General features: G+C 61.5%; 21 protein-coding genes and 1 pseudogene. 15 read left to right on the top strand and 7 right to left on the bottom strand.

Annotated features, from left to right (window positions below):
* Positions 1-42: 42 nt before the first annotated feature.
* Entirely contained in the window at positions 43-675 is a 633-nt protein-coding gene (locus ACVW0Y_RS18750; protein ID WP_457440346.1) for a TetR family transcriptional regulator, read from the bottom strand.
* 266 nt (positions 676-941) lie between these two features.
* Here ACVW0Y_RS18750 and ACVW0Y_RS18745 point away from each other — a divergent pair, with 266 nt between their 5' ends.
* Genes ACVW0Y_RS18745 through adeC form a run of 3 tightly spaced genes read left to right on the top strand, consistent with a single transcriptional unit; the run spans position 942 to position 6706 of the window.
* A complete protein-coding gene (locus ACVW0Y_RS18745; protein ID WP_457440344.1) occupies positions 942-2111 on the top strand; it encodes an efflux RND transporter periplasmic adaptor subunit in 1170 nt (389 codons plus the stop codon).
* 3 nt (positions 2112-2114) lie between these two features.
* On the top strand, positions 2115-5249 hold the full coding sequence (locus ACVW0Y_RS18740; protein ID WP_457440342.1) for an efflux RND transporter permease subunit: 3135 nt from the start codon (positions 2115-2117) through the stop codon (positions 5247-5249).
* Positions 5249-6706, top strand: coding sequence for an AdeC/AdeK/OprM family multidrug efflux complex outer membrane factor (gene adeC, locus ACVW0Y_RS18735; protein WP_457440341.1), 1458 nt, complete (start codon positions 5249-5251; stop codon positions 6704-6706). The genes ACVW0Y_RS18740 and adeC overlap by 1 nt, the downstream gene beginning before the upstream one ends.
* Positions 6707-6970: 264 nt before the next feature.
* Here adeC and ACVW0Y_RS18730 read toward each other — a convergent pair whose 3' ends face one another.
* Genes ACVW0Y_RS18730 through ACVW0Y_RS18715 form a run of 4 tightly spaced genes read right to left on the bottom strand, consistent with a single transcriptional unit; the run spans position 6971 to position 11603 of the window.
* The gene (locus ACVW0Y_RS18730; protein ID WP_457440339.1) at positions 6971-8335 is read right to left on the bottom strand and encodes an aspartate aminotransferase family protein; all 1365 of its coding nucleotides are present in this window, start codon (positions 8333-8335) and stop codon (positions 6971-6973) included.
* Positions 8336-8380: 45 nt separating this feature from the next.
* Positions 8381-9718: a glutamine synthetase family protein gene (locus ACVW0Y_RS18725; RefSeq protein WP_457440383.1), complete on the bottom strand. Its 1338-nt coding sequence runs from the start codon at positions 9716-9718 to the stop codon at positions 8381-8383.
* A 23-nt stretch (positions 9719-9741) separates the two neighbouring features.
* Positions 9742-10299: a helix-turn-helix domain-containing protein gene (locus tag ACVW0Y_RS18720; RefSeq protein ID WP_457440337.1), complete on the bottom strand. Its 558-nt coding sequence runs from the start codon at positions 10297-10299 to the stop codon at positions 9742-9744.
* A 14-nt stretch (positions 10300-10313) separates the two neighbouring features.
* Positions 10314-11603, bottom strand: a complete 1290-nt coding sequence (locus tag ACVW0Y_RS18715) for an NAD(P)/FAD-dependent oxidoreductase (RefSeq protein WP_457440335.1) — start codon at positions 11601-11603, stop codon at positions 10314-10316.
* Between the two features lie 326 nt (positions 11604-11929).
* Here ACVW0Y_RS18715 and ACVW0Y_RS18710 point away from each other — a divergent pair, with 326 nt between their 5' ends.
* From ACVW0Y_RS18710 to ACVW0Y_RS18700, 3 genes are all read left to right on the top strand, one after another.
* Positions 11930-13618: a copper resistance system multicopper oxidase gene (locus tag ACVW0Y_RS18710; protein ID WP_457440333.1), complete on the top strand. Its 1689-nt coding sequence runs from the start codon at positions 11930-11932 to the stop codon at positions 13616-13618.
* A complete protein-coding gene (locus tag ACVW0Y_RS18705; protein ID WP_457440331.1) occupies positions 13615-14499 on the top strand; it encodes a copper resistance protein B in 885 nt (294 codons plus the stop codon). The genes ACVW0Y_RS18710 and ACVW0Y_RS18705 overlap by 4 nt, the downstream gene beginning before the upstream one ends.
* Before the next feature lie 238 nt (positions 14500-14737).
* Entirely contained in the window at positions 14738-15040 is a 303-nt protein-coding gene (locus tag ACVW0Y_RS18700) for a putative quinol monooxygenase (RefSeq protein ID WP_457440330.1), read from the top strand.
* Between the two features lie 74 nt (positions 15041-15114).
* Here ACVW0Y_RS18700 and ACVW0Y_RS18695 read toward each other — a convergent pair whose 3' ends face one another.
* Both ACVW0Y_RS18695 and ACVW0Y_RS18690 read right to left on the bottom strand, forming a co-directional pair.
* Positions 15115-15282 carry a hypothetical protein gene (locus ACVW0Y_RS18695; protein ID WP_457440328.1) on the bottom strand — a complete coding sequence of 56 codons (168 nt, stop codon included), beginning with the start codon at positions 15280-15282 and terminating at the stop codon, positions 15115-15117.
* A gap of 321 nt (positions 15283-15603) precedes the next feature.
* Positions 15604-15765 (bottom strand): annotated as a pseudogene (locus ACVW0Y_RS18690) (helix-turn-helix domain-containing protein); the annotation flags it as partial.
* Between the two features lie 273 nt (positions 15766-16038).
* Here ACVW0Y_RS18690 and ACVW0Y_RS18685 point away from each other — a divergent pair.
* The 9 genes from ACVW0Y_RS18685 (at position 16039) to ACVW0Y_RS18645 (ending at position 26192) form a co-directional block, all read left to right on the top strand.
* Positions 16039-17913 carry a di-heme-cytochrome C peroxidase gene (locus tag ACVW0Y_RS18685; protein WP_457440326.1) on the top strand — a complete coding sequence of 625 codons (1875 nt, stop codon included), beginning with the start codon at positions 16039-16041 and terminating at the stop codon, positions 17911-17913.
* Positions 17914-18026: 113 nt separating this feature from the next.
* Positions 18027-19163 carry a catalase family protein gene (locus ACVW0Y_RS18680; RefSeq protein ID WP_457440324.1) on the top strand — a complete coding sequence of 379 codons (1137 nt, stop codon included), beginning with the start codon at positions 18027-18029 and terminating at the stop codon, positions 19161-19163.
* 287 nt (positions 19164-19450) lie between these two features.
* Complete coding sequence (locus tag ACVW0Y_RS18675; RefSeq protein ID WP_108094406.1) at positions 19451-19720, top strand: hypothetical protein; 270 nt, start codon at positions 19451-19453, stop codon at positions 19718-19720.
* Between the two features lie 174 nt (positions 19721-19894).
* Positions 19895-20593, top strand: coding sequence for a DUF421 domain-containing protein (locus tag ACVW0Y_RS18670; protein ID WP_457440322.1), 699 nt, complete (start codon positions 19895-19897; stop codon positions 20591-20593).
* A complete protein-coding gene (locus tag ACVW0Y_RS18665; protein WP_457440320.1) occupies positions 20590-21696 on the top strand; it encodes a DNA topoisomerase IB in 1107 nt (368 codons plus the stop codon). The genes ACVW0Y_RS18670 and ACVW0Y_RS18665 overlap by 4 nt, the downstream gene beginning before the upstream one ends.
* A 179-nt stretch (positions 21697-21875) precedes the next feature.
* The gene (locus ACVW0Y_RS18660) at positions 21876-22880 is read left to right on the top strand and encodes a GlxA family transcriptional regulator (protein WP_457440318.1); all 1005 of its coding nucleotides are present in this window, start codon (positions 21876-21878) and stop codon (positions 22878-22880) included.
* A 58-nt stretch (positions 22881-22938) separates the two neighbouring features.
* Entirely contained in the window at positions 22939-23190 is a 252-nt protein-coding gene (locus ACVW0Y_RS18655) for a DUF1272 domain-containing protein (protein WP_457440316.1), read from the top strand.
* Between the two features lie 32 nt (positions 23191-23222).
* Positions 23223-24386 carry an MFS transporter gene (locus ACVW0Y_RS18650; protein WP_457440381.1) on the top strand — a complete coding sequence of 388 codons (1164 nt, stop codon included), beginning with the start codon at positions 23223-23225 and terminating at the stop codon, positions 24384-24386.
* Positions 24387-24431: 45 nt separating this feature from the next.
* Entirely contained in the window at positions 24432-26192 is a 1761-nt protein-coding gene (locus ACVW0Y_RS18645) for a BRCT domain-containing protein (RefSeq protein ID WP_457440314.1), read from the top strand.
* Positions 26193-26212 lie beyond the last annotated feature (20 nt).

Here is a 26212-nt window from a genome sequence, read left to right as displayed (position 1 = left end):
TCCTGTAGGTATTTCCTTACTTAAAAATAGGACCTCGCGCCCCTACCCGCGCAAACCCGGGCTCAAGCGCAGCATATCCAGCGCCACGTCCACCATGCGCTCGGCCTCTTTGCCCAGGGCAAAGCTCTTCGGTGCCAGCAGCCACTTGGCCAACACCCCATCAATCAAGGAATGCAGCAAGATCGCCGCGCGCTGGGTATCCAGGTCGGCCGGCAGCTGGTTTTTATTGATGGCGTTGCGCAGGGTCAGTTCGATGCGTTGGTCGCAGTCGATGCTGTTGTCCTGCATCTGCTGGCGCAGGTCATTGAGCTCATCGGTGTATTCACATTTGTGGAACAGAATCTCGTTGATGCGTCGCACCTTGGCGTCCGAGGCGGTCTGCTTGAACAGTTGCACCAGCAGTTCGCGCATACGTCCCAGAGGGTCGGGCTCGGTGCTGCTTTCACTGGCCTTGGCCAGCTCTTCGAACGGCAGGTGCGCGCGTTCGAGAATGGCCTGGAACAAGTCGCTCTTATTGCTGAAATGCCAATAGATGGCACCCCGGGTCACCCCGGCGACATCGGCAATTCTGGCCAGCGTAGTGCGCCCCACACCGTGCTCGTAAAATGCCTGCTCGGCGGCATCGAGAATCTGGCTGCGGGTTTCCTGCGCTTCTTCTTTGGTACGTCTGACCATGCAAAAACAGCCCTTGGTTAGCGACACGTAAGGCTTTTGTCAGCGTCGCGTCAGTTAAGAGCAAAGCTTGAAAAAAGCTTATGTAACAGTGGGTTTTAGGCGTTTACAAACAGCCGTGAATGTAAGTATATTTCTTAGCATCCTACCTATCCACCCTAAATTTTTACTTTTCGATCACTCTTTGATCAGCCGCCTAACTAAAAACGCTTAAAAACTAACCAATCGTACCGACGCTCTTTAAAGCGCCGATCGACATGAGGCCTTTCATGCAATTCAAGCCAGCCCACACCGCCCTGGTTTCCGCCGTCGCCCTGGCAACCTTATTGCTCACTGGATGCGAAAAAGCAGCTGAAGCGCCGCCACAACAAACCCCGCAAGTGGGTGTGGTGACCTTGAAACCGCAGGCCTACTCCCTGGTCAGCCAACTGCCAGGCCGCACCAATGCCTACCGCGTTGCCGAAGTTCGCCCGCAGGTGAACGGCATCATCCTCAAGCGTCTGTTCACTGAAGGCCGCGAAGTCAAAGCCGGCGAGCAGCTGTATCAGATCGACGCCGCTGTTTACGAAGCCACCCTGAAAAGCGCCGAAGCCACCCTGCAGTCGGCCAAGTCCCTGGCCGACCGTTACAAGCAGCTGGTCAATGAGCAAGCCGTAAGCCGCCAGGAATTCGACGACGCCGTGTCCAAGCGTCTGCAAGCCGAAGCCGCTCTGCAAAGCGCACAGATCGACCTGCGGTACACCAAAGTGCTGGCACCGATTGCCGGTCGTATCGGCCGTTCCGCGGTCACCGAAGGTGCGCTGGTGAGCAATGGCCAGACCACCGCCCTGGCCACCATCCAGCAGCTCGACCCGATCTACGTCGACGTCACCCAGTCCTCCGCGCAACTGCTGAAACTGCGTCGCGAACTGGAAAGCGGCAACCTGCAGAAGGCCGGCGACAACGCCGCCAAGGTCAAGCTGGTGCTGGAAGACGGCAGCCTGTACGAGCAGGAAGGCAAGCTGGAATTCTCCGAAGTGTCGGTGGACGAAGGCACTGGTTCGGTGACCATCCGCGCCGTGTTCCCCAACCCGCAGCACCAACTGCTGCCGGGCATGTTCGTCCACGCCCAGCTGCAGGCCGGGGTTAACGAAAACGCCATCCTCGCCCCACAACAAGGTGTAACCCGCGACCTCAAAGGCATGCCCACCGCGCTGGTGGTCAACGCAGAGAACAAGGTCGAGCTGCGTCAGCTGAAAGCCGAACGCACCCTGGGCACCGACTGGCTGATCAACGACGGCCTGAAAGCCGGCGACCGCGTCATCACCGAAGGCCTGCAGTACGTCAAACCGGGCGTCGAAGTAAAAGTGTCGGAAGCCAGCAACGTTGCGCCTGCCAATGGCGGCGCAGCGCAACCGTCGGCTCCGGCCAGTGAAAAAGCCCCAGGCGAAGGGAAGTAACTCATGTCGAAATTCTTTATCGACCGGCCGATTTTCGCCTGGGTAATTGCCCTGGTGATCATGCTGGTCGGCACCCTGTCCATCCTCAAGTTGCCGATCAACCAGTACCCGGCCATCGCACCACCGGCCATCGCCATCCAGGTCACCTACCCGGGCGCGTCCGCACAAACCGTGCAGGACACCGTGGTGCAGATCATCGAGCAACAGCTCAACGGTATCGACAACCTGCGTTATGTCACCTCGGAAAGTAACTCCGACGGCAGCATGACCATCACCGCCACCTTCAACCAGGGCACCAGTCCGGATACCGCCCAGGTTCAGGTGCAGAACAAGCTCAACCTGGCCACCCCGCTGCTGCCGCAAGAAGTGCAGCAACAGGGGATCCGCGTTACCAAGGCAGTGAAGAACTTCCTGATGGTGGTGGGTCTGGTGTCCGAAGACGGCAGCATGACCAAGGACGACCTGTCCAACTACATCGTCTCCAACATGCAGGACCCGATCTCGCGGACCGCCGGTGTCGGTGACTTCCAGGTGTTCGGTGCCCAGTACGCCATGCGCATCTGGCTCGACCCGGCGTTACTGAACAAATACCAACTGACCCCGGTGGACGTAAAAACCGCAGTGGCCGCACAGAACGTGCAGATCTCCTCCGGCCAGCTCGGTGGTTTGCCAGCGGTGGCCGGCCAGCAGTTGAACGCCACCATCATCGGCAAGACCCGCTTCCAGAACGCTGACCAGTTCAAGAACATTCTGCTCAAGGTCAACTCTGACGGTTCGCAAGTACGCCTCAAAGATGTCGCCAAGGTCGAACTGGGCGGCGAAAACTACAGCATCAGCGCCCAGTTCAACGGCAAACCGGCTTCCGGTCTGGCGATCAAACTGGCCACCGGGGCCAACGCCCTGGACACCGCCAAAGCCATCCGCGCCACCATCGCCGACCTGCAGCCGTTCTTCCCGCCAGGCATGAAAGCGGTGTACCCGTATGACACCACGCCGGTGGTTACCGCCTCCATCGAAGGGGTGGTACACACCCTGATCGAAGCCGTAGTGCTGGTGTTCCTGGTGATGTTCCTGTTCCTGCAGAACATCCGCGCCACCATCATCACCACCATGACCGTACCGGTGGTATTGCTCGGCACCTTCGGCATCCTCGCGGCTGCCGGTTTCACCATCAACACCCTGACCATGTTCGGTATGGTGCTGGCCATCGGCCTATTGGTGGACGATGCCATCGTGGTGGTGGAGAACGTCGAACGGGTAATGGCCGAAGAGCACTTGTCGCCCAAGGAAGCCACCAAGAAGTCCATGGGGCAGATCCAGGGCGCTCTGGTTGGTATCGCCATGGTGCTGTCGGCAGTACTCCTGCCAATGGCCTTCTTCGGCGGTTCCACCGGGGTGATCTATCGCCAGTTCTCGATCACCATCGTCTCGGCCATGGGCCTGTCGGTACTGGTCGCGCTGATCTTCACCCCGGCCCTGTGCGCCACCCTGCTCAAGCCCGTCAAGGAAGGCAGCCACGGCGTACCGAAACGTGGTTTCTTCGGCTGGTTCAACCGCAACTTCGACCGCAGCGTGCGCGGTTACGAGCGTGGCGTGGCCAGCATTCTGCGCAACAAGACGCCGTACCTGCTGGGCTATGCCGTGCTGTTTATCGGCATGATCTGGCTGTTCACCCGCATCCCCACCTCCTTCCTGCCGGAAGAAGACCAGGGCGTGCTGTTTGCCCAGGTACAGACTCCAGCGGGTTCCAGTGCCGGTCGCACCCAGGTGGTGGTGGATGAAATGCGCGCCTACCTGCTCAAAGATGAAGCGGATACGGTCAACTCGGTGTTTACCGTAACCGGCTTCAACTTTGCCGGTCGCGGTCAGAGCTCGGGCATGGCCTTTATCATGCTCAAGCCCTGGGACGAGCGCGCCAAAGAGAACACCGTCTTCGCCCTGGCGCAGCGTGCTCAACAGCACTTCTTCAGCTTCCGCGATGCCATGGTGTTCGCCTTTGCCCCGCCAGCGGTATTGGAGCTGGGTAACGCCACCGGCTTCGACGTGTTCCTGCAAGACCGTGCCGGCGTTGGTCACGACAAGCTGATGGAAGCGCGTAACCAGTTCCTCGGCATGGCCGCGCAGAGCAAAAAGCTGATGCAAGTGCGCCCCAACGGCCTCAACGATGAACCGCAGTTCCAGCTGACCGTCGACGATGAGCGCGCCAGCGCCCTGGGCGTAACCCTCTCGGACATCAACAACACCTTGTCGATTGCCCTGGGCGGTAGCTACGTCAACGACTTCATCGACCGTGGGCGGGTGAAGAAGGTGTATATCCAGGGCGAAGCGAAATCGCGCATGACCCCGGAAGACCTGCAGAAATGGTACGTGCGCAACAGCGAAGGCAAGATGGTGCCCTTCTCTGCCTTCGCCTCCGGCTCGTGGATTTACGGTTCGCCGAAACTGGCCCGCTACAACGGCGTAGAAGCCATGGAAATCATGGGTTCGCCGGCACCGGGTTACTCCACCGGTGAAGCCATGGCCGAAGTCGAAGCCCTGGCCAAGAAGCTGCCGGCGGGTATCGGTTACTCCTGGACCGGTCTGTCGTACGAAGAGCGTCTGTCCGGCTCGCAAGCGCCGGCGCTGTACGCCATCTCGCTGCTGCTGGTGTTCCTCTGCCTGGCAGCCCTGTATGAAAGCTGGTCGATTCCGATCGCGGTGATTCTGGTGGTGCCGCTGGGTATCATCGGTGCCCTGATGGCCACCAGCCTGCGCGGCTTGTCGAACGATGTGTTCTTCCTGGTGGGGCTGTTGACCACCGTGGGTCTGGCGGCGAAAAACGCCATCCTGATCGTCGAATTCGCCAAAGAGCTGCATGAACAAGGCAAGTCGCTTACCGAAGCGGCGCTTGAAGCCTGCCGCATGCGTCTGCGGCCGATCATCATGACCTCCATGGCCTTTATCCTCGGCGTGGTGCCATTGGCGATCTCCACCGGTGCCGGTTCGGGCAGCCAGCACGCCATCGGTACCGGCGTGATCGGCGGCATGATCACTGCCACCGTATTGGCGATCTTCTGGGTGCCATTGTTCTTCGTCATGATCTCTTCGCTGTTCAAAGGCAAGCAGACCGAAACCCCAAGCAATGAGGCTGGCCACTGATGCGCAAGTCACTCCTGTCCCTCGCGATTGCCAGCCTGATGCTCAGTGGCTGCTCGCTGATCCCTGAGTACCTGCAGCCGGCCTCGCCGGTTGCCCAGGCCTACCCGCAAGGCCCGGCTTACGGGCCGAACGAATCGGCCCAGGTGGCCGAAGCCGAGCAAGGCTGGCGCCAATTCTTCCACGACCCGGCGCTGCAACAACTGATTCACACCGCCCTGGTCAATAACCGCGACCTGCGCGTGGCGGCGTTGAACCTCGACGCCTACGCCGCGCAGTACCGCATCCAGCGCTCGGAGCTGTTTCCCAAGGTGAGCGCCGATGGTACCGGCGTGCGTCAGCGCACCCCGGGCGACCTGTCGCAAACCGGCTCGGCCACCACCAGCGGCCAGTACTCGGCCACCCTGGGCGTCAGTGCCTATGAGCTGGACCTGTTCGGTCGCGTGCGCAGCCTCAGTGAAGAAGCACTGCAAACCTACTTCTCCAGCGAGCAAGCGCGGCGTAGCACCCAGCTCAGCCTGGTGGCCAACGTCGCCAATGCCTACCTGACCCTGACCGCCGACCAGGAGCTGTTGCGCCTGACCCAGGAAACCCTGAAAACCTACGAAGACAGCTACAAGCTGACCCAACGTAGCAATGAAGTGGGCGTGGCCTCGGCCCTGGACCTCAGCCAGGCACGCACCTCGGTGGAAAGCGCACGCGTGGCCCTGGCCCAGTACCAGCGCCTGGTCGCCCAGGACCGCAACAACCTGGCCCTGCTGCTCGGCACCTCGGTGCCGGATGACCTGGTGGCCAACAAGCCGCTGGCCGACGACCTGCTGGAAGAACTGCCCGCCGGTTTGCCGTCTGATCTGCTGCAACGCCGCCCGGATATTCTCCAGGCCGAGTTCCTGCTCAAAGCCGCCAACGCCAATATCGGCGCTGCGCGGGCTGCGTTTTTCCCCAGCATCAGCCTCACCGCCAATGCCGGCAGCAGCAGCGCCGACCTGTCCAACCTGTTCAAGGGTGGCTCGGGCAGCTGGTATTTCTCGCCCACCATCAGCATCCCGATCTTCAACGCCGGTGAACTGGAGGCCAGCCTGGACTACTCGAAAATCCAGAAAGACATTCGTGTAGCCCAGTACGAGAAATCCATCCAGACCGCCTTCCAGGAAGTCTCCGATGGCCTGGCCGCGCGCCAGACCTACAACCAACAGCTGCAGGCGCAACGTGACTTCGTGGCCGCCAACCAGGACTACTACCGCCTGGCAGAACGCCGCTACCGCACCGGTATCGACAGCAACCTGACCTTCCTCGACGCCCAGCGCTCGCTGTTCAGCGCGCAACAATCGCTGATCACCGATCGCCTGGCGCAGCTCACCAGCGAGGTCAACCTGTACAAGGCCCTGGGTGGGGGCTGGGTGGAAAACACCGGACAGAAACCGGCTGAGCCGGCTACGCCCGGACAGATCTCCGACTGACAAAAAAACCCGCCGAAATGGCGGGCTTTTTGTTTGCGCAACGCCCTTATTGGCATCGCCGCCCGCAAGACAATCAAACATCAACGCCCACACACCGTCGTCCCAGCGCAGGCTGGGACCCAGACGCTCGAACCGGGCCTCAATACCGAGCCCGGCGCAGCATTCTGGGTCCCAGCCTGCGCTGGGACGACGGTGGAAATTTGCAGCTCGGTTGGCTAAACACCGGCCTATCGCGTTCCCCTTCGCTGCGGTGCCGAACCGCGATTACCCCAGCTCAGCCAAGGTCAGATCCAGGCACTTACGCGCCTTCTCCACCAGCTCATCAATCTCGGTTTTGCTGATCACCAGCGGCGGCGCAATGATCATGGTGTCGCCTACGGCGCGCATCACCAGGCCGTTGTTGAAGCAATGCCCACGGCAGATCATGCCCACGCCCTTGCCTTCGTAGCGGCTACGGGTGGCTTTGTCTTTTACCAGTTCGATGGCACCGAGCATGCCCAGACCACGCACTTCGCCTACCAGCGGGTGGTCCGCCAGTTCACGCAGGCGTTGCTGCAGGTAAGGCGCGGTGTGTTCGCGGACGTTCTCAAGGATTTTTTCCTCACGAATGATCCGTAGGTTTTCCAGCGCCACAGCCGCCGCCACCGGGTGACCGGAGTAGGTAAAGCCGTGGTTGAAATCGCCGCCTTCGTTGATCACCTCGGCAACCTTGTCGCTGACGATCAGGCCACCCATGGGGATATAGCCGGAGGTCAGGCCCTTGGCGATGGTCATCAGGTCCGGGGTGTTGCCGTAGTAGTCACTGCCGAACCACTCGCCGGTACGGCCAAAACCACAGATCACTTCATCGGCGGCAAACAGAATGTCGTACTTGGCGAGGATTTCGCGCACGCGCGGCCAGTAGGTGTCGGGCGGAATGATCACGCCGCCGGCACCCTGGATCGGCTCGGCAATAAAGGCCGCGACCTTGTCTTCGCCGACTTCGAGAATTTTCTTTTCCAGCTGATCCGCCGCCCAGATGCCGAACTCGGCCGGGCTCATATCGCCGCCTTCACCGAACCAGTAAGGCTGCGGGATATGCACGATATCCGGCAGCATGCCGCCCTGCTCGTGCATGCCTTGCATACCGCCCAACGCGGCACCGGCCACGGTGGAGCCGTGGTAGCCGTTGATACGGCCAATCACCACTTTCTTCTCGGGCTTGCCCTTGACCTGCCAGTAGTGACGAACCATGCGCAGCATGGTGTCGTTACCTTCGGAGCCCGAACCGGTGAAAAACACATGGTTCATATGCGGCGGTGCCAGGTCGGCGATGGTCTTGGCCAGTTCCAGCACCGGCGGGTGCGCGGTCATAAAGAAGGTGTTGTAGAACGGCAGCTCTTTCATCTGCTTGGCGGCGGCATCAGCCAGCTCGTCACGGCCATAGCCGATGGCCACGCACCAGAGGCCGGCCATACCGTCGAGAATCTTGTTGCCTTCGCTGTCCCACAGGTACACGCCGTCGGCCTTGGTGACGATGCGCGGGCCGACCTGCTTGAGCTGCTTGTAGTCGCTGAACGGCGCCAGGTGGTGGCTATCGCTCAGGGCTTGCCATTCGAGGGTCTTGGGGTTGTTCACTGACTTGCTCATACGCACTCCTTACAGCCCGGCACCACGGTGCCAGGCGGGGAAAAATTAAAGAAACCAGCGGTACTCGCGGGCGCTGATTTCCTGCAGGAAGGCCAGGTGGTCCTGACGCTTGTTCTCGCAGTACACATCCACAAACTCGGCACCCAGACCCTGGCGCAGTTCCGGTTGCTGCTGCATGGCACGCACGGCTTGAAGGATGTCCAGGGGGAAATCCAGGCCGCTGCTACGGTCTTCGTTCAGCGGTGCAATCGGCTCACGGCCATTGGCCAGGCCCTGCTCCAGGCCGACCAGAATGGCCGCCAGCACCAGATACGGGTTGGCATCGGCACCGGAAATACGGTGCTCGATACGCAGGTTCTTCGCGTCCGACTCGGGAATGCGCACACAGGCATCGCGGTCTTCATAACCCCAGCTGGCGCGGGTAGCGGCGTTCACCGTACCGCCCAGGCGGCGGTAGGCGTTTTGATTGGGGGCAAAGATCGGCATGCAGTGCGGCAACAATTCCAGACAACCGGCCACCGCATGACGCAGCGCCTGTTGTTCGTTGCCGGCCAACAGGTTCTGACCGTCGGCGTCGTACAGGCTGACATGCACGTGCATGCCGCTGCCCGGATGTTCCAGATACGGCTTGGCCATAAAGCTGGCGCGGTAACCGTGCTTGAGCGCCACGCCACGGGTGCTGCGGCAAAACAGCGCCGCCCAGTCGGCCGCCTTGAGGCCGTCGTCGAGGTGACCGAAGTTGATCTCGAACTGGCCAGGGCCGAGTTCGGCGGTGATCACCGTGGTGTCGATGCCCTGCACACGGGCGGTTTCGACCATATCGTCAAGCACCGGGGCAAACCGCGAGAGGCGCTCGATATGCATATTCGGCATGTCGTCGCCGTCGTCACTCAGCTCATCGCGGGGGAACTGCGGCAGGCCATCGCGGAGTTTTTTGTCGAACAGATAAAACTCCAGCTCGAACGCCACCACCGGGTGAATGCCTTTTTTGCGCAGACGTTGCAGCACCTGGGCCAACACCTCGCGCGGTTCGAACTCGATGGGTGCAGCGGTGCCATCCGAGGTAATCAGCATCTGCCCGACGGGCGACGCCTCCCAGGTCACCAGTTTGAGCGTGCCCGGTACCAGACGGCGCACGGCGTCCGGGTCGCCGTCATGGAAGCAGTAGTCACCAATCTTGAACAGCCCGCCCTGCACCCCCAGCAGCACGCAGTTCTGCGGCAGCTTCAAGGCGCTGCCGGCGGCGACCTTTTCGAGCATCTCCACGGGGTAGCGTTTGCCGTAGAAGTGCCCGGGAATATCCAGGGAAATCAGGTCGACATAACGCACCTCGGGGTAGCGCTGGCGGAAAGCCTGCACTTCGTTCAGCAGGTCGGCATTCATGGTGGCGGTTCCTAAAGCGTTCATCAGGTGTACACCCACAGCACGCGCGTGGGCAGTTCGGAAAGGTTGCCGTAGCGGCAATGGGCATGTTGGGCGAGCTGGAAGGCATCGCCGGTACGCAGGGTCACCGGCTCATCGCTGTCACCCAACCACAGGGTCAGCTCGCCTTCCAACACGTAGCCGCCCTGCTCGGAAATATCGCTCAAGGTGCGCTCGCCGGAACTGGAGCCCGGCTCAAGTAAGCTCTCCAGCATGGAGAAACTCGCGGACATCTTCGGCGACACCAGAATGTCGGTAATGCCATTGGCGAAATACAGGGTGCGACGCTCGTCCGGGCGAGTTACCCAGGGCAACTGCTTGGGCTTGGACAGGTTGTAGAAGTAGGTGGTGGTGACATCCAGCGCCTGGCTGATGGCGGTAAGGTCGGCCACGGTCGGGCGCGACAGGCCACGCTCCACCTGCGACAAAAAACCCACCGAGCGGCCGATTTTGTCTGCCAGCTCCTTGAGGGTGTATTTCTTGTGCTTGCGCAGGTCGTGAATCAGGATCGCCAGCGCGGCAATTTCTTCGTCTTTGGTCACCGGGGTGTGCTCCATCAGATGCTGTCGCGCAGGCGATACCAGGCCTTGCCCACCGCTTCCAGCGGCGCTGCCAGGTAACGGCCGCCGGGGAAGCCTGGGTTGCTCAGGCTCTGGTACAGATTAAGAAGGTCGGAGTTGCCGAGAATGGCGTCGCTCACCGCACGGGCACCGGCCAGGGTCGGTAATACGCCATGCCCCGAATAGCCCTGCAGCCAGTAGCGATTGCCCTCGCGACCGAGGTCCGGGGTGCGTTTAAGGGTGATATCGATATGCCCGCCCCAGGCGAACTCGATGGGCACGCCCTTAAGCTGCGGAAATACCCGTTCCAGGAAGGGCCGAGTGGCACCGGCGATATCCTTGGGCATGCCGCCCAGATAGGTGCAACCGCCGCCAAACAGCAGGCGGTGGTCGGGGGTTAGGCGGAAGTAATCCAACACAAACTGGTTGTCGGTGACGCAGGCATTGGTCGGTAGCAGGGCCTTGGCCTGGGCGGCGTCCAGCGGCGCGCTGGCCACCTGATAGGTGCCCACCGGCAATACGCGCTTGGCCAGCGGCGGGTCCAGCTTATCGATATAGGCATTGCAGGCCAGCACCAAAACATCGGCACGCACACTGCCCTGCTCGGTTTTCACTGCATAGCCCTGGCCTTCCTGGCGATAACTCAATGCCTTGCTGTGCTCGTGAATGCGTCCGCCGGCCGCCTCGACGGCCGCAGCCAGACCCAGGGCCAGTTTCAACGGATTGAGGTGACCGCCTTCGGGGTCATACAAACCGGCCTGGTAGCGCTCGCTGGCCACCCAACCGGGCAGCTCGCTGCGGGGGATAAATTGCAGGGCATCGTGGCCCCATTTGTGGCTGGCCTCGTGTTGCCATTCATGGAGGATCGCGTTGCGCCGCGGCATCACCGAGGTCCACAGGTGGCCGGCGCGGTAGTCGCAATCAAAGCCGTGACGGCCGGGCAGGTCACGAAGCTCCTGGGCGGCCCACCGCATGCTGTCCCATAGCCGCCGCGCACGCTCCAGACCCAGAGCAGCTTCCAGCGGCGGCATATCGCAGGACCAACCGAGAATCGCCTGCCCGCCATTACGGCCACTGGCGGCCCAGGCCACACGACTGGCCTCGATCACCGTCACCCGCTTGCCAGCCCGCGCCAGGCGCAACGCCGTATGCAAGCCACTGAAACCGGCACCAACCACCACCACATCGGTATTGTGCTCACCCTGCATCGGCGGACGCGAGATCAGCAGATCGGCACAACTGTGGGCGTAATAACTGGCAACGTGCTGGGCAGAGCGCTGAAACATGAGCCGTCCAAATTCACGCATATGAAATTTATAAAGAATAATTTCATGAAAATTATCCGAAAAATTTCACCAAGGCAACCTTGCGGCTTAAAACTGCGCCTTGACCTTGCCACGGTGGTAAGCACGACCCTGCTGAGTATTGAGTGCAGAGCGACCTGTGTACGGCGCAATACTCTGGGTCCCAGCCTTCGCCGGAACGACGGTGATAGGGGTAAAACCTCCGTCGTCCCAGCGCAGGCTGGGACCCAGAATTTCACAGCAAACCCCATTCGCTCCACCCAGCAGCTGCAACCACACCATGGCACCCCTTCGGACTGGAACACCCCATGACCACCCGACGCACCTTCGTCAAAACCCTCGCCGCCGGCACCGTGCTCGGCGGCCTGGGCCTATGGCGCACCCCAACCTGGGCGGTATCCAGCCCCGGCCAGCAACAGGTATTGAGCGGCACCAACTTCGACCTGGTAATTGGCGAAGCCCCGGTAAACTTCACCGGCGCGCCGCGCACCGCCATCACCGTCAACGGCAGCCTGCCCGGCCCGCTGCTACGCTGGCGCGAAGGCGACACCGTGACCCTGCGGGTAAAAAACCGCCTGCGCGAAGACACCTCCATCCACTGGCACGGCATTCTGCTGCCGGCCAACATGGACGGCGTGCCCGGCCTGAGCTTCAACGGTATCGCCCCGGACGGCCTGTACACCTACCAGTTCACCGTCAAACAACACGGCACCTACTGGTACCACAGCCACTCCGGCATGCAGGAACAGGCCGGCGTCTACGGCCCTTTGGTGATCGACCCACGCGAGCCGGAAGCCGTCGCCTATGAGCGCGACTACGTGGTGATGCTCAGCGACTGGACCGACGAAAATCCCAATCAACTGCTGCGTACCCTGAAAAAACAGGCCGACTACTACAACAGCCACAAACGCACCCTCGGCGACTTTATCGACGACGTCGGCCAACACGGCTGGCGCGCCACCTTCAGCGAGCGCCTGGCCTGGGCGCAGATGCGCATGACCCCCACCGATATCGCCGACGTCAGCGGCCAGACCTACACCTACCTGATCAACGGCCACACCCCTGACGCCAACTGGACCGGCCTGTTCCAGCCTGGCGAACGCCTGCGTCTGCGCCTGATCAATGCCGGCAGCATGAGCTACTTCGACCTGCGCATCCCCGGCCTGAAAATGACCGTGATCGCCGCCGATGGCCAAGCGGTGAACCCGGTCAGCGTCGACGAACTGCGCCTGGCCCCAGCGGAAACCTACGACGTGATCGTCCAGCCCGCAGGTGCCGAGGCCTACACCCTCTTCGCCCAGGCCATGGACCGCAGCGGCTACGCCTGCGCCACCCTCGCCGTGCGCCAGGGCCTGCGCGCCGCCGTGCCGGTCCTCGACCCACGGCCACAACTGAGCATGGCCGACATGGGCATGAACCATGGCGATATGAAAGGCATGGACCACAGTCAGATGGCCGGCATGCAACAGCACCCCGCCAGCGAAACCGACAACCCGCTGGTAGACATGCAAACCATGGCCCCCACAGCGAAACTCGACGACCCGGGCCTGGGCCTGCGCGCCAACAGCCGCCGCGTGCTGACCTACAGCGACCTGCACAGCAGCTTCGCCGACCCCGACGGCCGCGCGCCCAGCCGCACCCTGGAACTGCACCTCACCGGCCATATGGAAAAATTCGCCTGGTCGTTCGACGGCGTGCCCTTCTCCGCCGCCGACCCCATCCGCCTCAGCTACGGCGAGCGGGTGCGCATCGTGCTGGTCAACGACACCATGATGAGCCACCCCATTCACCTGCACGGCCTGTGGAGCGACCTGGAAGATGAACACGGCAACTTCCAGGTCCGCAAACACACCATCGACATGCCCCCCGGCAGCAAACGCAGCTACCGCGTCAGCGCCGACGCTCTCGGTCGCTGGGCCTACCACTGCCACCTGCTGCTGCACATGGACGCCGGCATGATGCGCGAAGTGCGCGTAGAAGAAGGACAACCGACATGAAGCGCCTGACCTGCGCCGCCCTGGCCGCCGCCCTGCTGAGCAACGCCCAGGCCGCCGAAACCATGGACCACTCCCAGCACAGCGGCATGAGCATGCCGGGCATGGACATGGGCGAAATGGACCACAGCTCGATGAACCACGATATGAGCGCTGGCAGCACCCCACTGCCCACCGCCACGGAAAGTCGCACACCCCTGCCCGCCCTCACCGACGCCGACCGCCAAGCTGCCTTTGCGCCTGTCCACCAAGGCCACGCCAGCCACGACCAAGCCCTCAACAGCTATCTGCTGATCGACCGCCTGGAATGGCAAAACCTCGACGCCGGCAACGCCCTGGCCTGGGACATTGACGCCTGGCTGGGCGGCAATATCGACCGCCTGTGGCTACGCAGCGAAGGCGAACGCACCGACGGCGCGACCGACAAAGCCGAACTGCAAGCACTGTGGGGCCACGCCATCAGCCCCTGGTGGGACTTGCTGCTCGGTGCCCGCCAAGACTTCAAACCCGGCAGCCCGCAAACCTGGGCCGCCCTCGGCATCCAGGGCACACCCCTGTACGGCCTGGAAACCGAAGCCACCGCCTACCTCGGCGAAGCCGGCCAGAGCGCCCTGCGCCTGAAAGCCGAATACGATCTGTTGCTGACCCAACGGCTGATCCTCCAGCCCTTGATCGAAGCCAACTTCTACGGCAAAAACGACCCCGAACGCGAAGTGGGTTCAGGCCTTGGCAACACCGAACTGGGCCTGCGCCTGCGCTACCAGATCCGCCCGGAATTCGCCCCGTACATTGGTCTGACCTGGAACCAAAGCCACGGCAATACCGAGGCCGAAGAAGACGATGGCGATGCGCGTTTGGTGCTTGGTATTCGGGCGTGGTTTTAAAAACACCATTGCGATGGGCTTTGAAATTCGCGCCTAACGCAGCATTCCGGGTCCCAGCCTTCGCTGGGACGACGGAAGTGTTCTTCCGTTCTCCGTCATCCCAGCGAAGGCTGGGCCCCAGAGTCTCAAGCTAGAACGCAAACCCAAGTAGGCCCCCTCTCCCAAACCCTCCCAACCATTGCCGAGCCCCAGTCCCCCTCTTAAAGTGACCCCACCCTCAGCCAACGGAGCCGCCACCATGTCCACCGACACCCTCACCCTGATTGCCGTGCTCACCGCCAAACCCGGCCTGCGCGACCACCTGAAAACCGCCCTCAAAGCCCTCGTCCTACCGTCCCGCGACGAGCCCGGGTGCCTGGACTACGCCCTGTTCCAACTACACGACAACCCCGACTGTTTCTACGTACGCGAAACCTGGAAAGACCAGGCGGCACTGGATGCCCATATCGCCCTGCCGCACTTCCAAAGCTTTGCCGCACGCATGGATGATTTGTTGCTCGAACCGCTGCAGCTGATTGCCCTAGAGCCGGTTGAGCCTTGAAGAACTGGTTCATATAAAGAGCAAACCGGAGGGGCATGATCCATTTATGAATCATGTCCTGACTGCCCCATGCCTCAACTCTGCCAAAGCTGCGCTCTTTTCAACCCGATCTGGCTGTCACTGGAGAACAGGACGCTGTAATCGAAGTTGTTCTCCGTGCCCACTATGGGTGTCGAGGCCGCTTGGTATTGGCAGGTGCGTTTGGCCACGCTGAAGCGCGCTTTGCCTGGGTCAAATTGCATGGCTTTCGCGCGCAGTGCAGACCAGCTGTGAGAGATGTGCGGACGATAAATTTAGGTTGTTTGAAGCGAACGCTGCGTTAAACGTCGCCATAATTTGTCGGCCATGGCAAAGCCACTGGGCACAAGCCCTAGTAGTGCCAACAAGCATCTACAACGATGGTTTGGGATGGCGGTACGGTTGCGGGGGATAACACCGGCGACGTCCATGACCAAGTGAGCTGTTTTCATCCATGTAACTCGCAGCGTGAAGGTCTGTCGCTGCGCCATTAAACGCTGCCCGCCGTCCTCCCCCTCAAGCGCGGCGTGCAAGGCCTTCAAGCCTCACCGCAACCGATGTTTGTGCAACAACCGATAAAACGTCGGCCGCGAAATCCCCAGCATTCTTGCCGCGACGCTCATATTGGTGCCGTAGCGTGCCAGGGCGTCGCTTAAGGCTTGGCGCTCGGCGTTGCGTTTGTAGACGTCCAGGGTGGCGAGTGGTGGTGGGGTGTCGTGGCTATCGAGCATGTCGAGCATGGCGTGCTGCTCCCTGGCGGCTTTATATTTTTTCCGATTAAAAACAAGCGTTTTCGAGCCCTGTTTGAACGGTAGCAAGTTTTTTGACGGCACTTGGATGCTTTTCTTATAAGGAGCGCCATTGCCCTATAAGAAAGGTTCCCGAAGACCGTAAGAACATTAGGTGCTTAGCGTCTTGCCATTCCTGTAATTGCAGGGCATAAACGCTCAGCCCACAAAAAATGCACAAGGATTGTTTCCATGAGAGTTGTGAAGCGGGTTTTGCTTCTGGTGCTGCTCGCCGTTTTGGCGCTGCTCGCCGTGGTGTTGTATTACATCGCCAATCCCAACTTGCCGGCGTATGAGCAGCCCAGTCAGCTGCACTACCTGGAGCAGTGGAGCGCAGAGGCGCGGCAGACTTACTACTACACGCCGCAGGGCACTGAAGTTAAGGGCCTGCGCTATGAGTGGTTTACGGCGCTGGAGCTGCCGTTTTCCGAGGACAGGTTCGCGGCGCCGAACTATCTCGCCCGCTTCGGTTTTCTCACCGAGCCCAATCAACGGCCCACCGCGTTGAACCCCGGCAATCTGCCGGTGGGTTTTGCTCGCCATGTGGAAGACGACACCGGCGCACAGTTGCTGGATATCAGCTGCGCCGCTTGCCATACCGGCGAGCTGCGTTTCAAAGGCCAATCGGTGCGTATCGATGGTGGCGCGGCGTTGCATTCGTTGGCGTCTACTGTGCCGACATTAAAGGGTGGCAGTTTTGGTCAGGCCCTGGGCATGAGCCTGGCGTTCACTTATTACAACCCGCTGAAGTTCACGCGCTTCGCCAAGAACGTGCTGGGCGATAAGTACCCGGAAGGCCGTGATCAGTTGCGCACCGATCTCAAGGTGACGCTCAACCGCATTCTGTCCCAGGCCTGGAACGATACCCACCGCGGCCTGTACCCCACCGAGGAAGGTTTTGGCCGTACCGATGCCTTTGGCCGGATTGCCAACAGTGTGTTTGGTGATGCCATCGACCCGAGCAATTACCGGGTCGGCAATGCCCCAGTGAGCTATCCGCAGTTGTGGGATATCTGGAAGTTCGATTGGGTGCAGTGGAACGGTTCGGCGATGCAGCCGATGGCGCGCAATATCGGTGAAGCCCTGGGGGTTGGTGCCACGGTAAAACTGTTCGAGGACAATCAGGGCCGTGTACCGGAAGCCGAGCGTTATGCCTCCAGCGTGCGCGTGCGTGACCTCTATACCCTGGAAGAAACCCTCAAGCAGCTCAAGCCGCCGGCCTGGCCGGAGCCGGTGTTGGGCAAGGTCAATCTCGAGTTGGCCAGCCGTGGCCGGGCGCTGTATCAGGAGAACTGCGCGTACTGCCACGCGCCAGACCCGAAGGCACCGGACAAACGCCTGGCGCCGACCCGCGACCCGGAATGGCATATGCGCATTGTGCCGGTGAGCATTGTCGGTACCGACCCGACCACGGCCGACAATATTGCCGACCACCGCTTCAATATCAGCAAGCTGGGCTGGAGCAAAGAGCAGCTCAGCACCCTCGGCGTGAAGCTGTTTGACGGCAAGTTGGAAGACCTGAACTTCCGCAGCATTTCCAGCGCCAAGGGTCTGGCCTATGTCACTGCTTATGTAGAGAATCGCGCCTATCAGGACGCCGGCATCAGTGGTGAAGAGCGCTGGAAGATGGATGGCTACGGCCTGCCAATCGGCGTGCAGGAAAAACGCGGCTACAAGGCGCGGCCGCTGGATGGCATCTGGGCCACCCCACCCTTCTTGCACAACGGCTCGGTGCCATCGCTGTTCGAGCTGCTGTCGCCTGTTTATGAGCGCCGCACCGAGTTCTGGGTGGGCAACCACGAGTACGACCCAGAGCGCGCCGGCTATCGCAGCGAGAAATTCGACGGTGGGTTTCTGTTCAAGACCAGCGTCACCGGCAACAGCAACCAGGGCCACGAATTCCGCGATGGCTGCCGCCAGCAAGGGGTGATCGGCCGTGGCTTGCAACCCAATGAGCGCCTGGCGCTGATCGAGTACCTCAAGGTGCTGGGCAACGCCACCCTGGAAAACCAGCTGCAGCCGATTACCCCGGCGCCGTGGAGCCCAGGGCCGAGCTGCCAAGGATAAGACTCTCCCCTCCCGTGTAGGAGCGGCTTCAGTCGCGATGCTCTTGAGCGTAAAAGCATCGCGGCTGAAGCCACTCCTACGGGAGCCCGGATACAACAAAAAGGACTCGCTTTATGCTTAAACGCTTCTGGCTGTGGCTGGGCCGCTTGCTTGGCAAATTGGTGCTGTTTCTGGCGGTGGTCGGCCTGGGTGGCTGGGGCATTGCCGAGCTGTATTACGCCTGGAAATTCTCTGGCCCGGTGTCTGCCGAGGAGCAGATTCCGCCCGGCGAAGCGGCGATGACCCGCGGCATTATCGAAGATGCCATTCGCGTGGTGGAGCAACACAAAGACCAGACCCGCGTGCTCCGTGACGCCCACGCCAAGGCCCATGGCTGCGTGAAGGCCGAGGTCACGGTGTTGCCGGAATTGAATGGCGAGCTGCGCCAGGGCGTGTTCAGCGAGCCGGGCAAAACCTGGCAGGCGCTGATGCGTTTATCCAACGGCAACGCCTACCCGCAATTCGACCGTGTGCGCGATGCCCGTGGCATGGCAATCAAGCTGTTCGATGTGCCCGGCACCAAGCTGATGAGTTCGCCCGCGGTGGCCGGTGAGCAGGATTTTGTGATGTTCAATCACCCGTCGTTTTTCGTCAGCGACGTGGCCGAGTACCAGAGCAACTTCAAGGCGCAGGCCGATGGCAAGCAAATCGGCGCGTTCTTCCCCAGCCTGGACCCGCGTACCTGGCAGGTTCGCCACCTGACCATCGCTCTGAAAACCCTGGCACCGGCACCCGACAGCCCAGTAGCGACCACCTACGATTCGGTGGCGCCATTCAAATTCGGCCCACACAACATCAAGTACCGCGTGGTGCCGGCACCGGAGCGATGCCCGGCGTACACCCTGCCGACGGTCAACACCGATATGCCCAACTTTCTGCATGACGCGCTGTATCAGCAGTTGTCGCTGGACCGCGTACCGGCCTGTTTCGAACTGCAAGTACAGCGGCAGAACCCCGACCATTACATGCCCTTGGAAGACACCAGCATCGAATGGAGCGAAGCCATTTCACCGTTCGAAACCGTGGCCACCATCCAGGTGCCGGCGCAGGATTTCGACAGCACCGAGCAGACCATCGCCTGCGACAACCAGTCGTTCAACCCGTGGCATGCGCTGCCGGAACACCGGCCGTTGGGTGGCATCAACCGCTTGCGTAAAGCCGTGTATGAAGCGGTGAGCGCGTATCGGCATGAGCGCAATAACCCGCAATAGCCGCAATTCTCTGTGGGAGGGGCTTTAGCCGCGAGCTCTTAAAATCAAAAGCTCGCGGCTGAAGCCCCTCCCACAAGGGCTGCGTTTCATCCTTAAAAGCCCTGCCAGCCGGGGCTTTTTGTTGAAAAACCTGGCGCTTTTATCAGTTTTGCGACTTTTTTCTGCTAATCAGCGACTTTCTTGTGACTCCAGGGTCAGGTGCGGCCATCAACACCTTGAAGGCCCCAGTAGCGAAGACTCGCTCCAGCGGCCGCTTACTGTTTGGGACCCATCGGAGAAACAACCCCATGAACACCCCGCTCCGTGTTAACGAAGCCTTGTTGATTGCCCATCGTGCTTTTCAACCTTTCCAGTGCGTAGCCTGGGCGCCGCAAGATGGCACCGGCGAAGTCAATTTTTCTGTCGTCGACCGCACCAATACCCGTCTGCTGGGCCGTAACCAGGTTTCCCCCAGCGCCTTCACCAACCCAGCCGAGCTGGAGCGCCTGCTAAAACAATCGCGGGCCGAGTTGAACCAGCAAGGTTATGACCTTGAGCCTTGGCAGATGACCGCCTAAGCGCATTCTCAGCACCACCCCAACGGGCAGCCTTCGAGCTGCCCGTTGGCGTTTCTGCTTCTGCCATTTGCGCACGGCGCAAATACTCCGAACCTCCCCCGCACCTCGCCGTCTACCTTCTACAACCCAGACAGGCAGGACGTCTTCCATGTTTCTACCCTTGAGCCCACGGCCATGACCGCCTTCGATTGGCAGCGGATGCTGATCGACAAACTGCCAGTGCCCTTTCTGTTCGAAGTGACCCTGCGCACGCTGTTCGCCTATCTGGTGGTGTTCAGCTTTCTGAAGATTTCCGGACGCCGCGGCGTGCGACAGCTGTCGTTGTTCGAGCTGGTGGTGATCCTCACCCTGGGCTCGGCGGCAGGCGATGTGACCTTCTATGACGATGTGCCGCTGCTGCCGATTGTGATGGTGTTTATCACCCTGCTGTTGCTCTACCGCGTCACCACCTTTGCCATGGAGCGCCTGCCAAAGTTTGGCGACTGGCTGGAGGGCAAACCGGCGGTGATTATTGAGGATGGCGTGTGCGATGTGCCGAGTCTGGAAGGCAAGAACATCTCCACCGATGAGTTCTTTATGGAGCTGCGGCAAAAAGGCGTGGAGCACCTGGGCCAGGTGCGCATCGGCATCATGGAAGTGAACGGCGATGTCAGCCTGTATTTTCAGCCAGAAGAACAGGTACGCCCCGGTTTGTCGGTGTTGCCCAGTCCGTTGCGCCAGCAGTATCGCCAGGTACCCAGTTCCGGTCTGTACGCCTGCACCTGCTGCGGCCTAACCACCGCTATGCAGGCAGGCGAGGCAGGCAAATGCCGACGCTGCAACCATGAAGAATGGAGCGAGGCGATCAACAGCCAGAGGCACGGGCCGATATGACCAGCGCGATCAAGCCCGAAGTACTGCCCCTGGCCAAAGGCCAACGGCCGCTCCCGGATGACGAAGGCGGCGACACCGGCACCCTGCTCTGCCCGGCGCTGCCCCCCGATCTGCATTATGTCGACGACCGCCAGCCGGGTTTTCGCCGGCGCAAGTTGCGCGGCAAGTTCGCCTATTTCGATCTGCACGGCGAACGCATACGCGATGCCGACGAGGTGCAGCGCATCAACAAGCTGACCATTCCACCGGCCTACCAGGACGTGTGGATCTGCCCCGATCCCAAGGGCCATCTGCAAGCCACCGGCCGCGATGCCAGGGGGCGCAAGCAGTACCGCTACCATCCCCGCTGGCGCGAGATCCGCGATGCCGACAAATACGAGCGTTTGCTGGAATTCGGCCGCGCCCTGCCGAAGCTGCGCACGCGCATGGAAGAGCACCTGCAACTGCCCGGTCTGGGCCATGACAAGGTGGTCGCCACGGTAGTCGCGCTGCTGGATTCCACCCTGATTCGGGTCGGCAACAGCCAATACGCCCGCGACAACAAATCCTTCGGCCTCACCACCTTGCGCAACCGCCATGTCGAGGTAAAAGGTGCCGGCATCCGCTTTCAGTTTCGCGGCAAGAGTGGCGTCGAACATCAGGTCAGCCTGCAGCACCCACGGCTGGCGCGGATCATTCGACGCTGCCGGGAGCTGCCCGGCCAGCATCTGTTCCAGTACCTGGACGACGACGGCGAGCGCCGGGTGGTGACCTCCTCCGATATCAACCAGTACCTGCAGGAACACAGCGGCAGCGACTTTACCGCCAAGGACTACCGCACCTGGGCCGGCACCGCCCTGGCGCTGGACCAGTTGCGCCAGCTGCCAGTGGAAGAACGCTCGGCCACCGAGCAGAAACGGCTGATCAACGAGGTGATCAAGGATGTCGCCAGCCAGCTGGGCAACACCCCCACCATCTGCCGCAAGTGCTATGTGCATCCGGCAGTGCTCGAGCATTTTATTGCCGGCGAGTTGGCCGGCCTGGGCAAACCGCGGGCGCGCAAAGGGCTGCGCGAAGAAGAAGTGACGCTGATGCGCTTTCTTGAGCAGCTGCATCCCGACTAACCCCCCTTAATTTCGTAGGAGCGGGTTCAACCGCGTTCGCGGCAAACGACAAAAGCATCCGAGCTAAAGCTTCTACAGGTCCCAGTGAAACCCAATGGCAAGATCTGTGGGCTTATTGTCATTGTTGCCAACGCCTTCGCGCGACAGAATGGCCCCATTGTTTCCAAGGTGCCCTGCCGATGCTTTCCCCCGCCCCTCTGCGTACAGTCGCCTGCCTGATCTACCCGCAGGTGATGAGCCTCGACGTTACCGGACCGATGCAGGTGTTTGCCTCCGCCAACGTGGAGTGCGGACGCCAAGGCCGCCCAGCGTTCTATGAGCTATTGCTGGTAGGTGCCGACTTGCAGCCGGTGGCCACTTCAGCCGGCATGCGCTTGTGTGTCGACCTTGCCTGGCGCGAGCTGGATCTGAGCCGCCTGGACACCCTGCTGGTGCCCGGCGGCCTGGGTGTCGATGAGCAGATGCAGGACGCCGAACTGCTGGCCTGGTTACACCGCGCTGAACCGCAGGTGCGACGTCTCGGCTCGATCTGTTCGGGGGCGTTGATTCTCGCCGCCGCCGGCGTGCTGGATGGGCGTCAGGCCACCACCCATTGGGCGGATGTCGACGAACTGCGCAGCTGCTTCCCCAACGTACTGATCGAAAGCGATCGCCTGCACACCTTCGACCCGCGCAATCAGGACGGTGACAGCCACGTGTTCACCTCGGCCGGGGTTACCGCCGGCATCGACCTGGCCCTGGCGCTGGTGGAAGCCGACCTCGGGCGGGCCATGGCGCTGAGCGTGGCGCGGCGGCTGGTGATGTTTCTGCGCCGGCCCGGCGGGCAAACCCAGTTCAGCGCCCTGCTCACCCCCGAGCCCAGCCGGGTGCCGCGTCTGGCCGCCTTGCTCGACTGGCTGCCGGCCAACCTGGGTGCCGACCTGTCGCTGGAGGTGCTGGCGCAGCAGGCCAAGCTGACGCCGCGCACCTTGTCGCGGGTATTTACCCAGGAACTGGGCATGGGGCCGGGGCGCTATGTGGAGCGGCTGCGGTTGGAGGCCGCGCGGGCGTTGTTGCAGGACGCCCAGGCGTCGATTGCCACAGTGGCGCGGCTGACCGGGTTTGGTCATCCGGAGAATTTGCGCCGCACCTTTCATAAGCATTTGGCGGTAAGCCCGCAGGAATACGCCCAACGATTTGGCTGATAAACAGCTAGCGGCTGCAGCCGCGATGCGTGTGATCTAAATGACAAGGAGCCCCACCATGCTGGAACTACGCCCCAACTGTGAATGCTGCGACCGCGACCTGCCCCCCGACTCGTTGGACGCGCGCATCTGCACCTTCGAATGCACCTTTTGCCGCGACTGCGCCGAAACCCACCTGGCCGCAAGCGGCTGCCCGAACTGCGGCGGTGAACTGCTGCAGCGCCCCCGTCGCCCGGCGGCGAAGTTGGTAAATAACCCGGCCTCGACCGAACGCGTGCTAAAGCCTCAAGGCTGCGCCAAAGCCGGCTAGCCCCCTCTATCGCTACAAGGAATCGCACCATGTTGTTGCTGCGCAATGCTTCCGTTCGCCTGCTGTTTGCAGGCCAAGCCCTGTATTGGTCCTGCTCGCTGATCGGTATCACCCTGACCTCGCTGGTGGGCTTGCAACTGGCACCGAGCAACGCGCTGGCCACCCTGCCCCTGGCTTTGCTGGTACTCGGCAACCTGTTGGCGGTGCAGCCACTGTCAGTGTTTATGCAGCGCCATGGCCGGCGGCCGGGGCTGATGCTGGGAGCTGGAGCGGGTGTGGTGGGCGGTCTGGTCTGTGCCTTGGGCGTAGGCATTGGCGATTTCAGCCTGTTCTGCCTGGGTGCATTGCCGATTGGCGCTTATCAGGCCTCGGCCATGTACTACCGTTTCGCCGCCCTGGAGGCCGTGGATGAGCGCGAAAAAGGCCGCGCCACGGCCTATGTCATCGGCGGCGGCGTGCTGGCGGCGCTGATTGCTCCCAGCCTGGCGCTCTGGTCGCGCACCGCCCTGAGCACACCTTATATGGGTGCCTACCTGATGATCGCAGCCTTGGCGGCCCTGGGCCTGTTAGTGGTCAGTCAGTTGCGCGAAGGTGCCGCCCCGGCACCGGGCAAAGCGGGCCTGGCAGTTATGCGCCAGTTACTGGCACGACCGCTGGTGCGAGCGGCCATCGCCACCACGGCGGTCGGCCATGGCTTGATGATTCTGGTGATGAACGCCACGCCGTTGGCGATGAGCTTTTGTGGCTTTGATGTGGCCACCAGCGCCGGGGTGATTCAGTGGCATATGCTCGGCATGTTCCTCCCGGCATTTGGGGCGGGGCCGTTGGTGGACCGCCTGGGCAGTCGCCGGGTAGCAGTGCTTGGCGGCAGTATCTTATTGGCCAGTGCGGTGGTGGCCCTGGCAGGCCTTAGCCACACGCACTTTCTGCTCAGTTCGTTTCTACTTGGCCTGGGCTGGAATCTGGCGCTGATCGCCGGCACCACGCTGCTGGCTGAAGGGCATGCAGCGGCAGAACGGGGTCAGGCGCAGGGCTTGATGGAGTTGGTAAATGGCTCGGTGGCGGCCTGTGCGTCGTTTGCATCCGGGGCATTGATTACCGGGCTGGGATGGGCGGCGATCAATATCGGGATTTTGCCGCTGGTGGCGCTTGCGCTGCTGATGTTATGGCCAGCGCGACGGGTGGCGGCGGCGTAAACAGGGGCGCTATGATCCCGGCTCTTTCTTCAAGGATGAATTGTTATGTCTACGGATCTGCCGTCGCCCGTTTCGGGTTTTGTTGATCAGTATGTGGTGGTGACCGGCACGTTCAGCGGCTACACCCGCCCGCAATTGGAAGACCTGATCAGTCAGCAGGGCGGCACCATTCAGAAATCCGTAAACGGCAAAACCACCCTGCTGGTATCAGGCAGCAAGCCCGGTACCGACAAGACCAGCAAGGCCGCCGCCCTGGGCGTCCAGGTGATGCAAGAGGCCGAAGCGCTGGCACGCTTGGCCGGTGGCGAGGCCGTGGCCGATGCCCCGGTTGCCGTCGATGCCGCTGCAGCGCCCGACGCCGACAGCGAGGTCGCCAAGACCAACCGCGCCATGCTCAAGCGCGCAGCCGCGTTGGCCGAGCAGTATCAGTTGCCCATCGACGCCCAATGGCTCGCTGCGCCGGACCTCGAGCAAACCGCGCCGCACCATGTTCACCAGCTATTTGGCCCGCGCAGTTGCAACCACAACATGGAGCAAGGCAGCTCCCCGTCGTGGTACTACCCGCAATTGCTGCAGGAATATGCCGCCGCCAGTGGCGGGGAACTGGAGATCAGCGACGTCGAGTCCGACTCCGACGACGGTTGGGATTCGGCCCTGCTGCTGTTCAAGCTGGGCGGCAAAAAGCAGCGTATCCGCGTCAAGGGCGTGGAGGACTCGGACTGGTTTTCGCCGGAGTTCGTCAAAGCCCTGAATCGCGCCGCCAAGCGCTGGGAGTTGCCGGGTCGCTGGGTGGATTTCTACGACCGCGACGATGGCTGCACCTCGGTGTATGTGCCGGCCGAGGCCGAGGCGGCGTTTATAAAGCTGCGCAAGGCCTGGTCGGCCCATTCCGGAGCCGAAGAAGAGAAGAAAATGTCGGCCGCTGAAGAGAAGGCGTATATGGCGCCCCATCTGGCCGAAATCCAGAAAATGGACCGCATCCCGCCGCTGCCCACCTATGGGCAAACCGCCGCCGGGCTGGCCGCGCGTAAAGCCAGCTGGCCTTCGCGGTTGCAGCGGATCCAGTACATGGGGTTCTACACCAAACGCGAGATGAAGGCGTTCGAGCAGTACTACCTGAGCGCCAAAGAGCCCAGGTGGGATAACGATCAGTTGGATGACCCGATCCCGCTCGTGTTGCGCCTGTGGCTGCACCCCGACAACAGCGATGAAAACTGGTGTGCCATTACCGAGCATTTGCTTTCCTATCCGGGGCGCAACGTGCCGATGTACAGCCTGAGCGACTCCAGCAAATTGATGTACCACGCTGAACGCTCGACCTTTACCTACTTTTCGAACGATGCCGCGATTGATGCGTTTGATGGCGACGAAAAGCGCCTGTACCAGTTTTTGACCGGACAAACCGAATGCAGCCGGAGGTTCCGTTTCGACGGCAAGCCGCTGTACAGCGCCAGCGGTTCGCACAACGGCTACATGTACAACGAACTGACCAAGTGGCTCGACCACGAACCGCAGATCAATCCCCACTCCGTTCTGTATTACGCCCTGGATGCGTGGGCCGTGTATCTGGACGCCCCCAAGCGGGAGCGCACTTTTGCGGAAATGGACCCAGAAGATTCGCAACGGCTGCGCAAGTACCTGCGCAAGGTGGCGCATTACCCGGCACCAGTGGCGGGTGGTAGCGATCTTGAGCGGCAAGAGTATTGCCAGCAGGTGCGCGAGATTCTGGATAGCCGGGAGTTGGTACCGCGATTGGCTGAGTGGTGGGTGCAGGCAAAACGCGGGGATGGGGTGCTGGAAGACTGAGATCAACCGGGTCAGCTTAA

The organism is Pseudomonas sp. TE3786 (assembly GCF_054057335.1).
Note: the sequence above shows the minus strand (reverse complement) of the source record. Positions and strands in the feature narration are given on the sequence as shown.

Bases quoted from the DNA above. Each gene is read 5' to 3' on its own strand.
- ACVW0Y_RS18680 (WP_457440324.1), top strand. From the start codon at position 18,027: ATGCTTAAACGCTTCTGGCTGTGGCTGGGCCGCTTGCTTGGCAAATTG.
- ACVW0Y_RS18745 (WP_457440344.1), top strand. From the start codon at position 942: ATGCAATTCAAGCCAGCCCACACCGCCCTGGTTTCCGCCGTCGCCCTG.
- ACVW0Y_RS18715 (WP_457440335.1), bottom strand. From the start codon at position 11,603: ATGTTTCAGCGCTCTGCCCAGCACGTTGCCAGTTATTACGCCCACAGT.
- ACVW0Y_RS18675 (WP_108094406.1), top strand. From the start codon at position 19,451: ATGAACACCCCGCTCCGTGTTAACGAAGCCTTGTTGATTGCCCATCGT.
- ACVW0Y_RS18655 (WP_457440316.1), top strand. From the start codon at position 22,939: ATGCTGGAACTACGCCCCAACTGTGAATGCTGCGACCGCGACCTGCCC.
- ACVW0Y_RS18665 (WP_457440320.1), top strand. From the start codon at position 20,590: ATGACCAGCGCGATCAAGCCCGAAGTACTGCCCCTGGCCAAAGGCCAA.
- ACVW0Y_RS18710 (WP_457440333.1), top strand. From the start codon at position 11,930: ATGACCACCCGACGCACCTTCGTCAAAACCCTCGCCGCCGGCACCGTG.
- ACVW0Y_RS18645 (WP_457440314.1), top strand. From the start codon at position 24,432: ATGTCTACGGATCTGCCGTCGCCCGTTTCGGGTTTTGTTGATCAGTAT.
- ACVW0Y_RS18685 (WP_457440326.1), top strand. From the start codon at position 16,039: ATGAGAGTTGTGAAGCGGGTTTTGCTTCTGGTGCTGCTCGCCGTTTTG.
- ACVW0Y_RS18660 (WP_457440318.1), top strand. From the start codon at position 21,876: ATGCTTTCCCCCGCCCCTCTGCGTACAGTCGCCTGCCTGATCTACCCG.
- ACVW0Y_RS18705 (WP_457440331.1), top strand. From the start codon at position 13,615: ATGAAGCGCCTGACCTGCGCCGCCCTGGCCGCCGCCCTGCTGAGCAAC.
- ACVW0Y_RS18725 (WP_457440383.1), bottom strand. From the start codon at position 9,718: ATGAATGCCGACCTGCTGAACGAAGTGCAGGCTTTCCGCCAGCGCTAC.
- ACVW0Y_RS18695 (WP_457440328.1), bottom strand. From the start codon at position 15,282: ATGCAATTTGACCCAGGCAAAGCGCGCTTCAGCGTGGCCAAACGCACC.
- adeC (WP_457440341.1), top strand. From the start codon at position 5,249: ATGCGCAAGTCACTCCTGTCCCTCGCGATTGCCAGCCTGATGCTCAGT.
- ACVW0Y_RS18700 (WP_457440330.1), top strand. From the start codon at position 14,738: ATGTCCACCGACACCCTCACCCTGATTGCCGTGCTCACCGCCAAACCC.
- ACVW0Y_RS18740 (WP_457440342.1), top strand. From the start codon at position 2,115: ATGTCGAAATTCTTTATCGACCGGCCGATTTTCGCCTGGGTAATTGCC.
- ACVW0Y_RS18730 (WP_457440339.1), bottom strand. From the start codon at position 8,335: ATGAGCAAGTCAGTGAACAACCCCAAGACCCTCGAATGGCAAGCCCTG.
- ACVW0Y_RS18670 (WP_457440322.1), top strand. From the start codon at position 19,895: ATGACCGCCTTCGATTGGCAGCGGATGCTGATCGACAAACTGCCAGTG.
- ACVW0Y_RS18750 (WP_457440346.1), bottom strand. From the start codon at position 675: ATGGTCAGACGTACCAAAGAAGAAGCGCAGGAAACCCGCAGCCAGATT.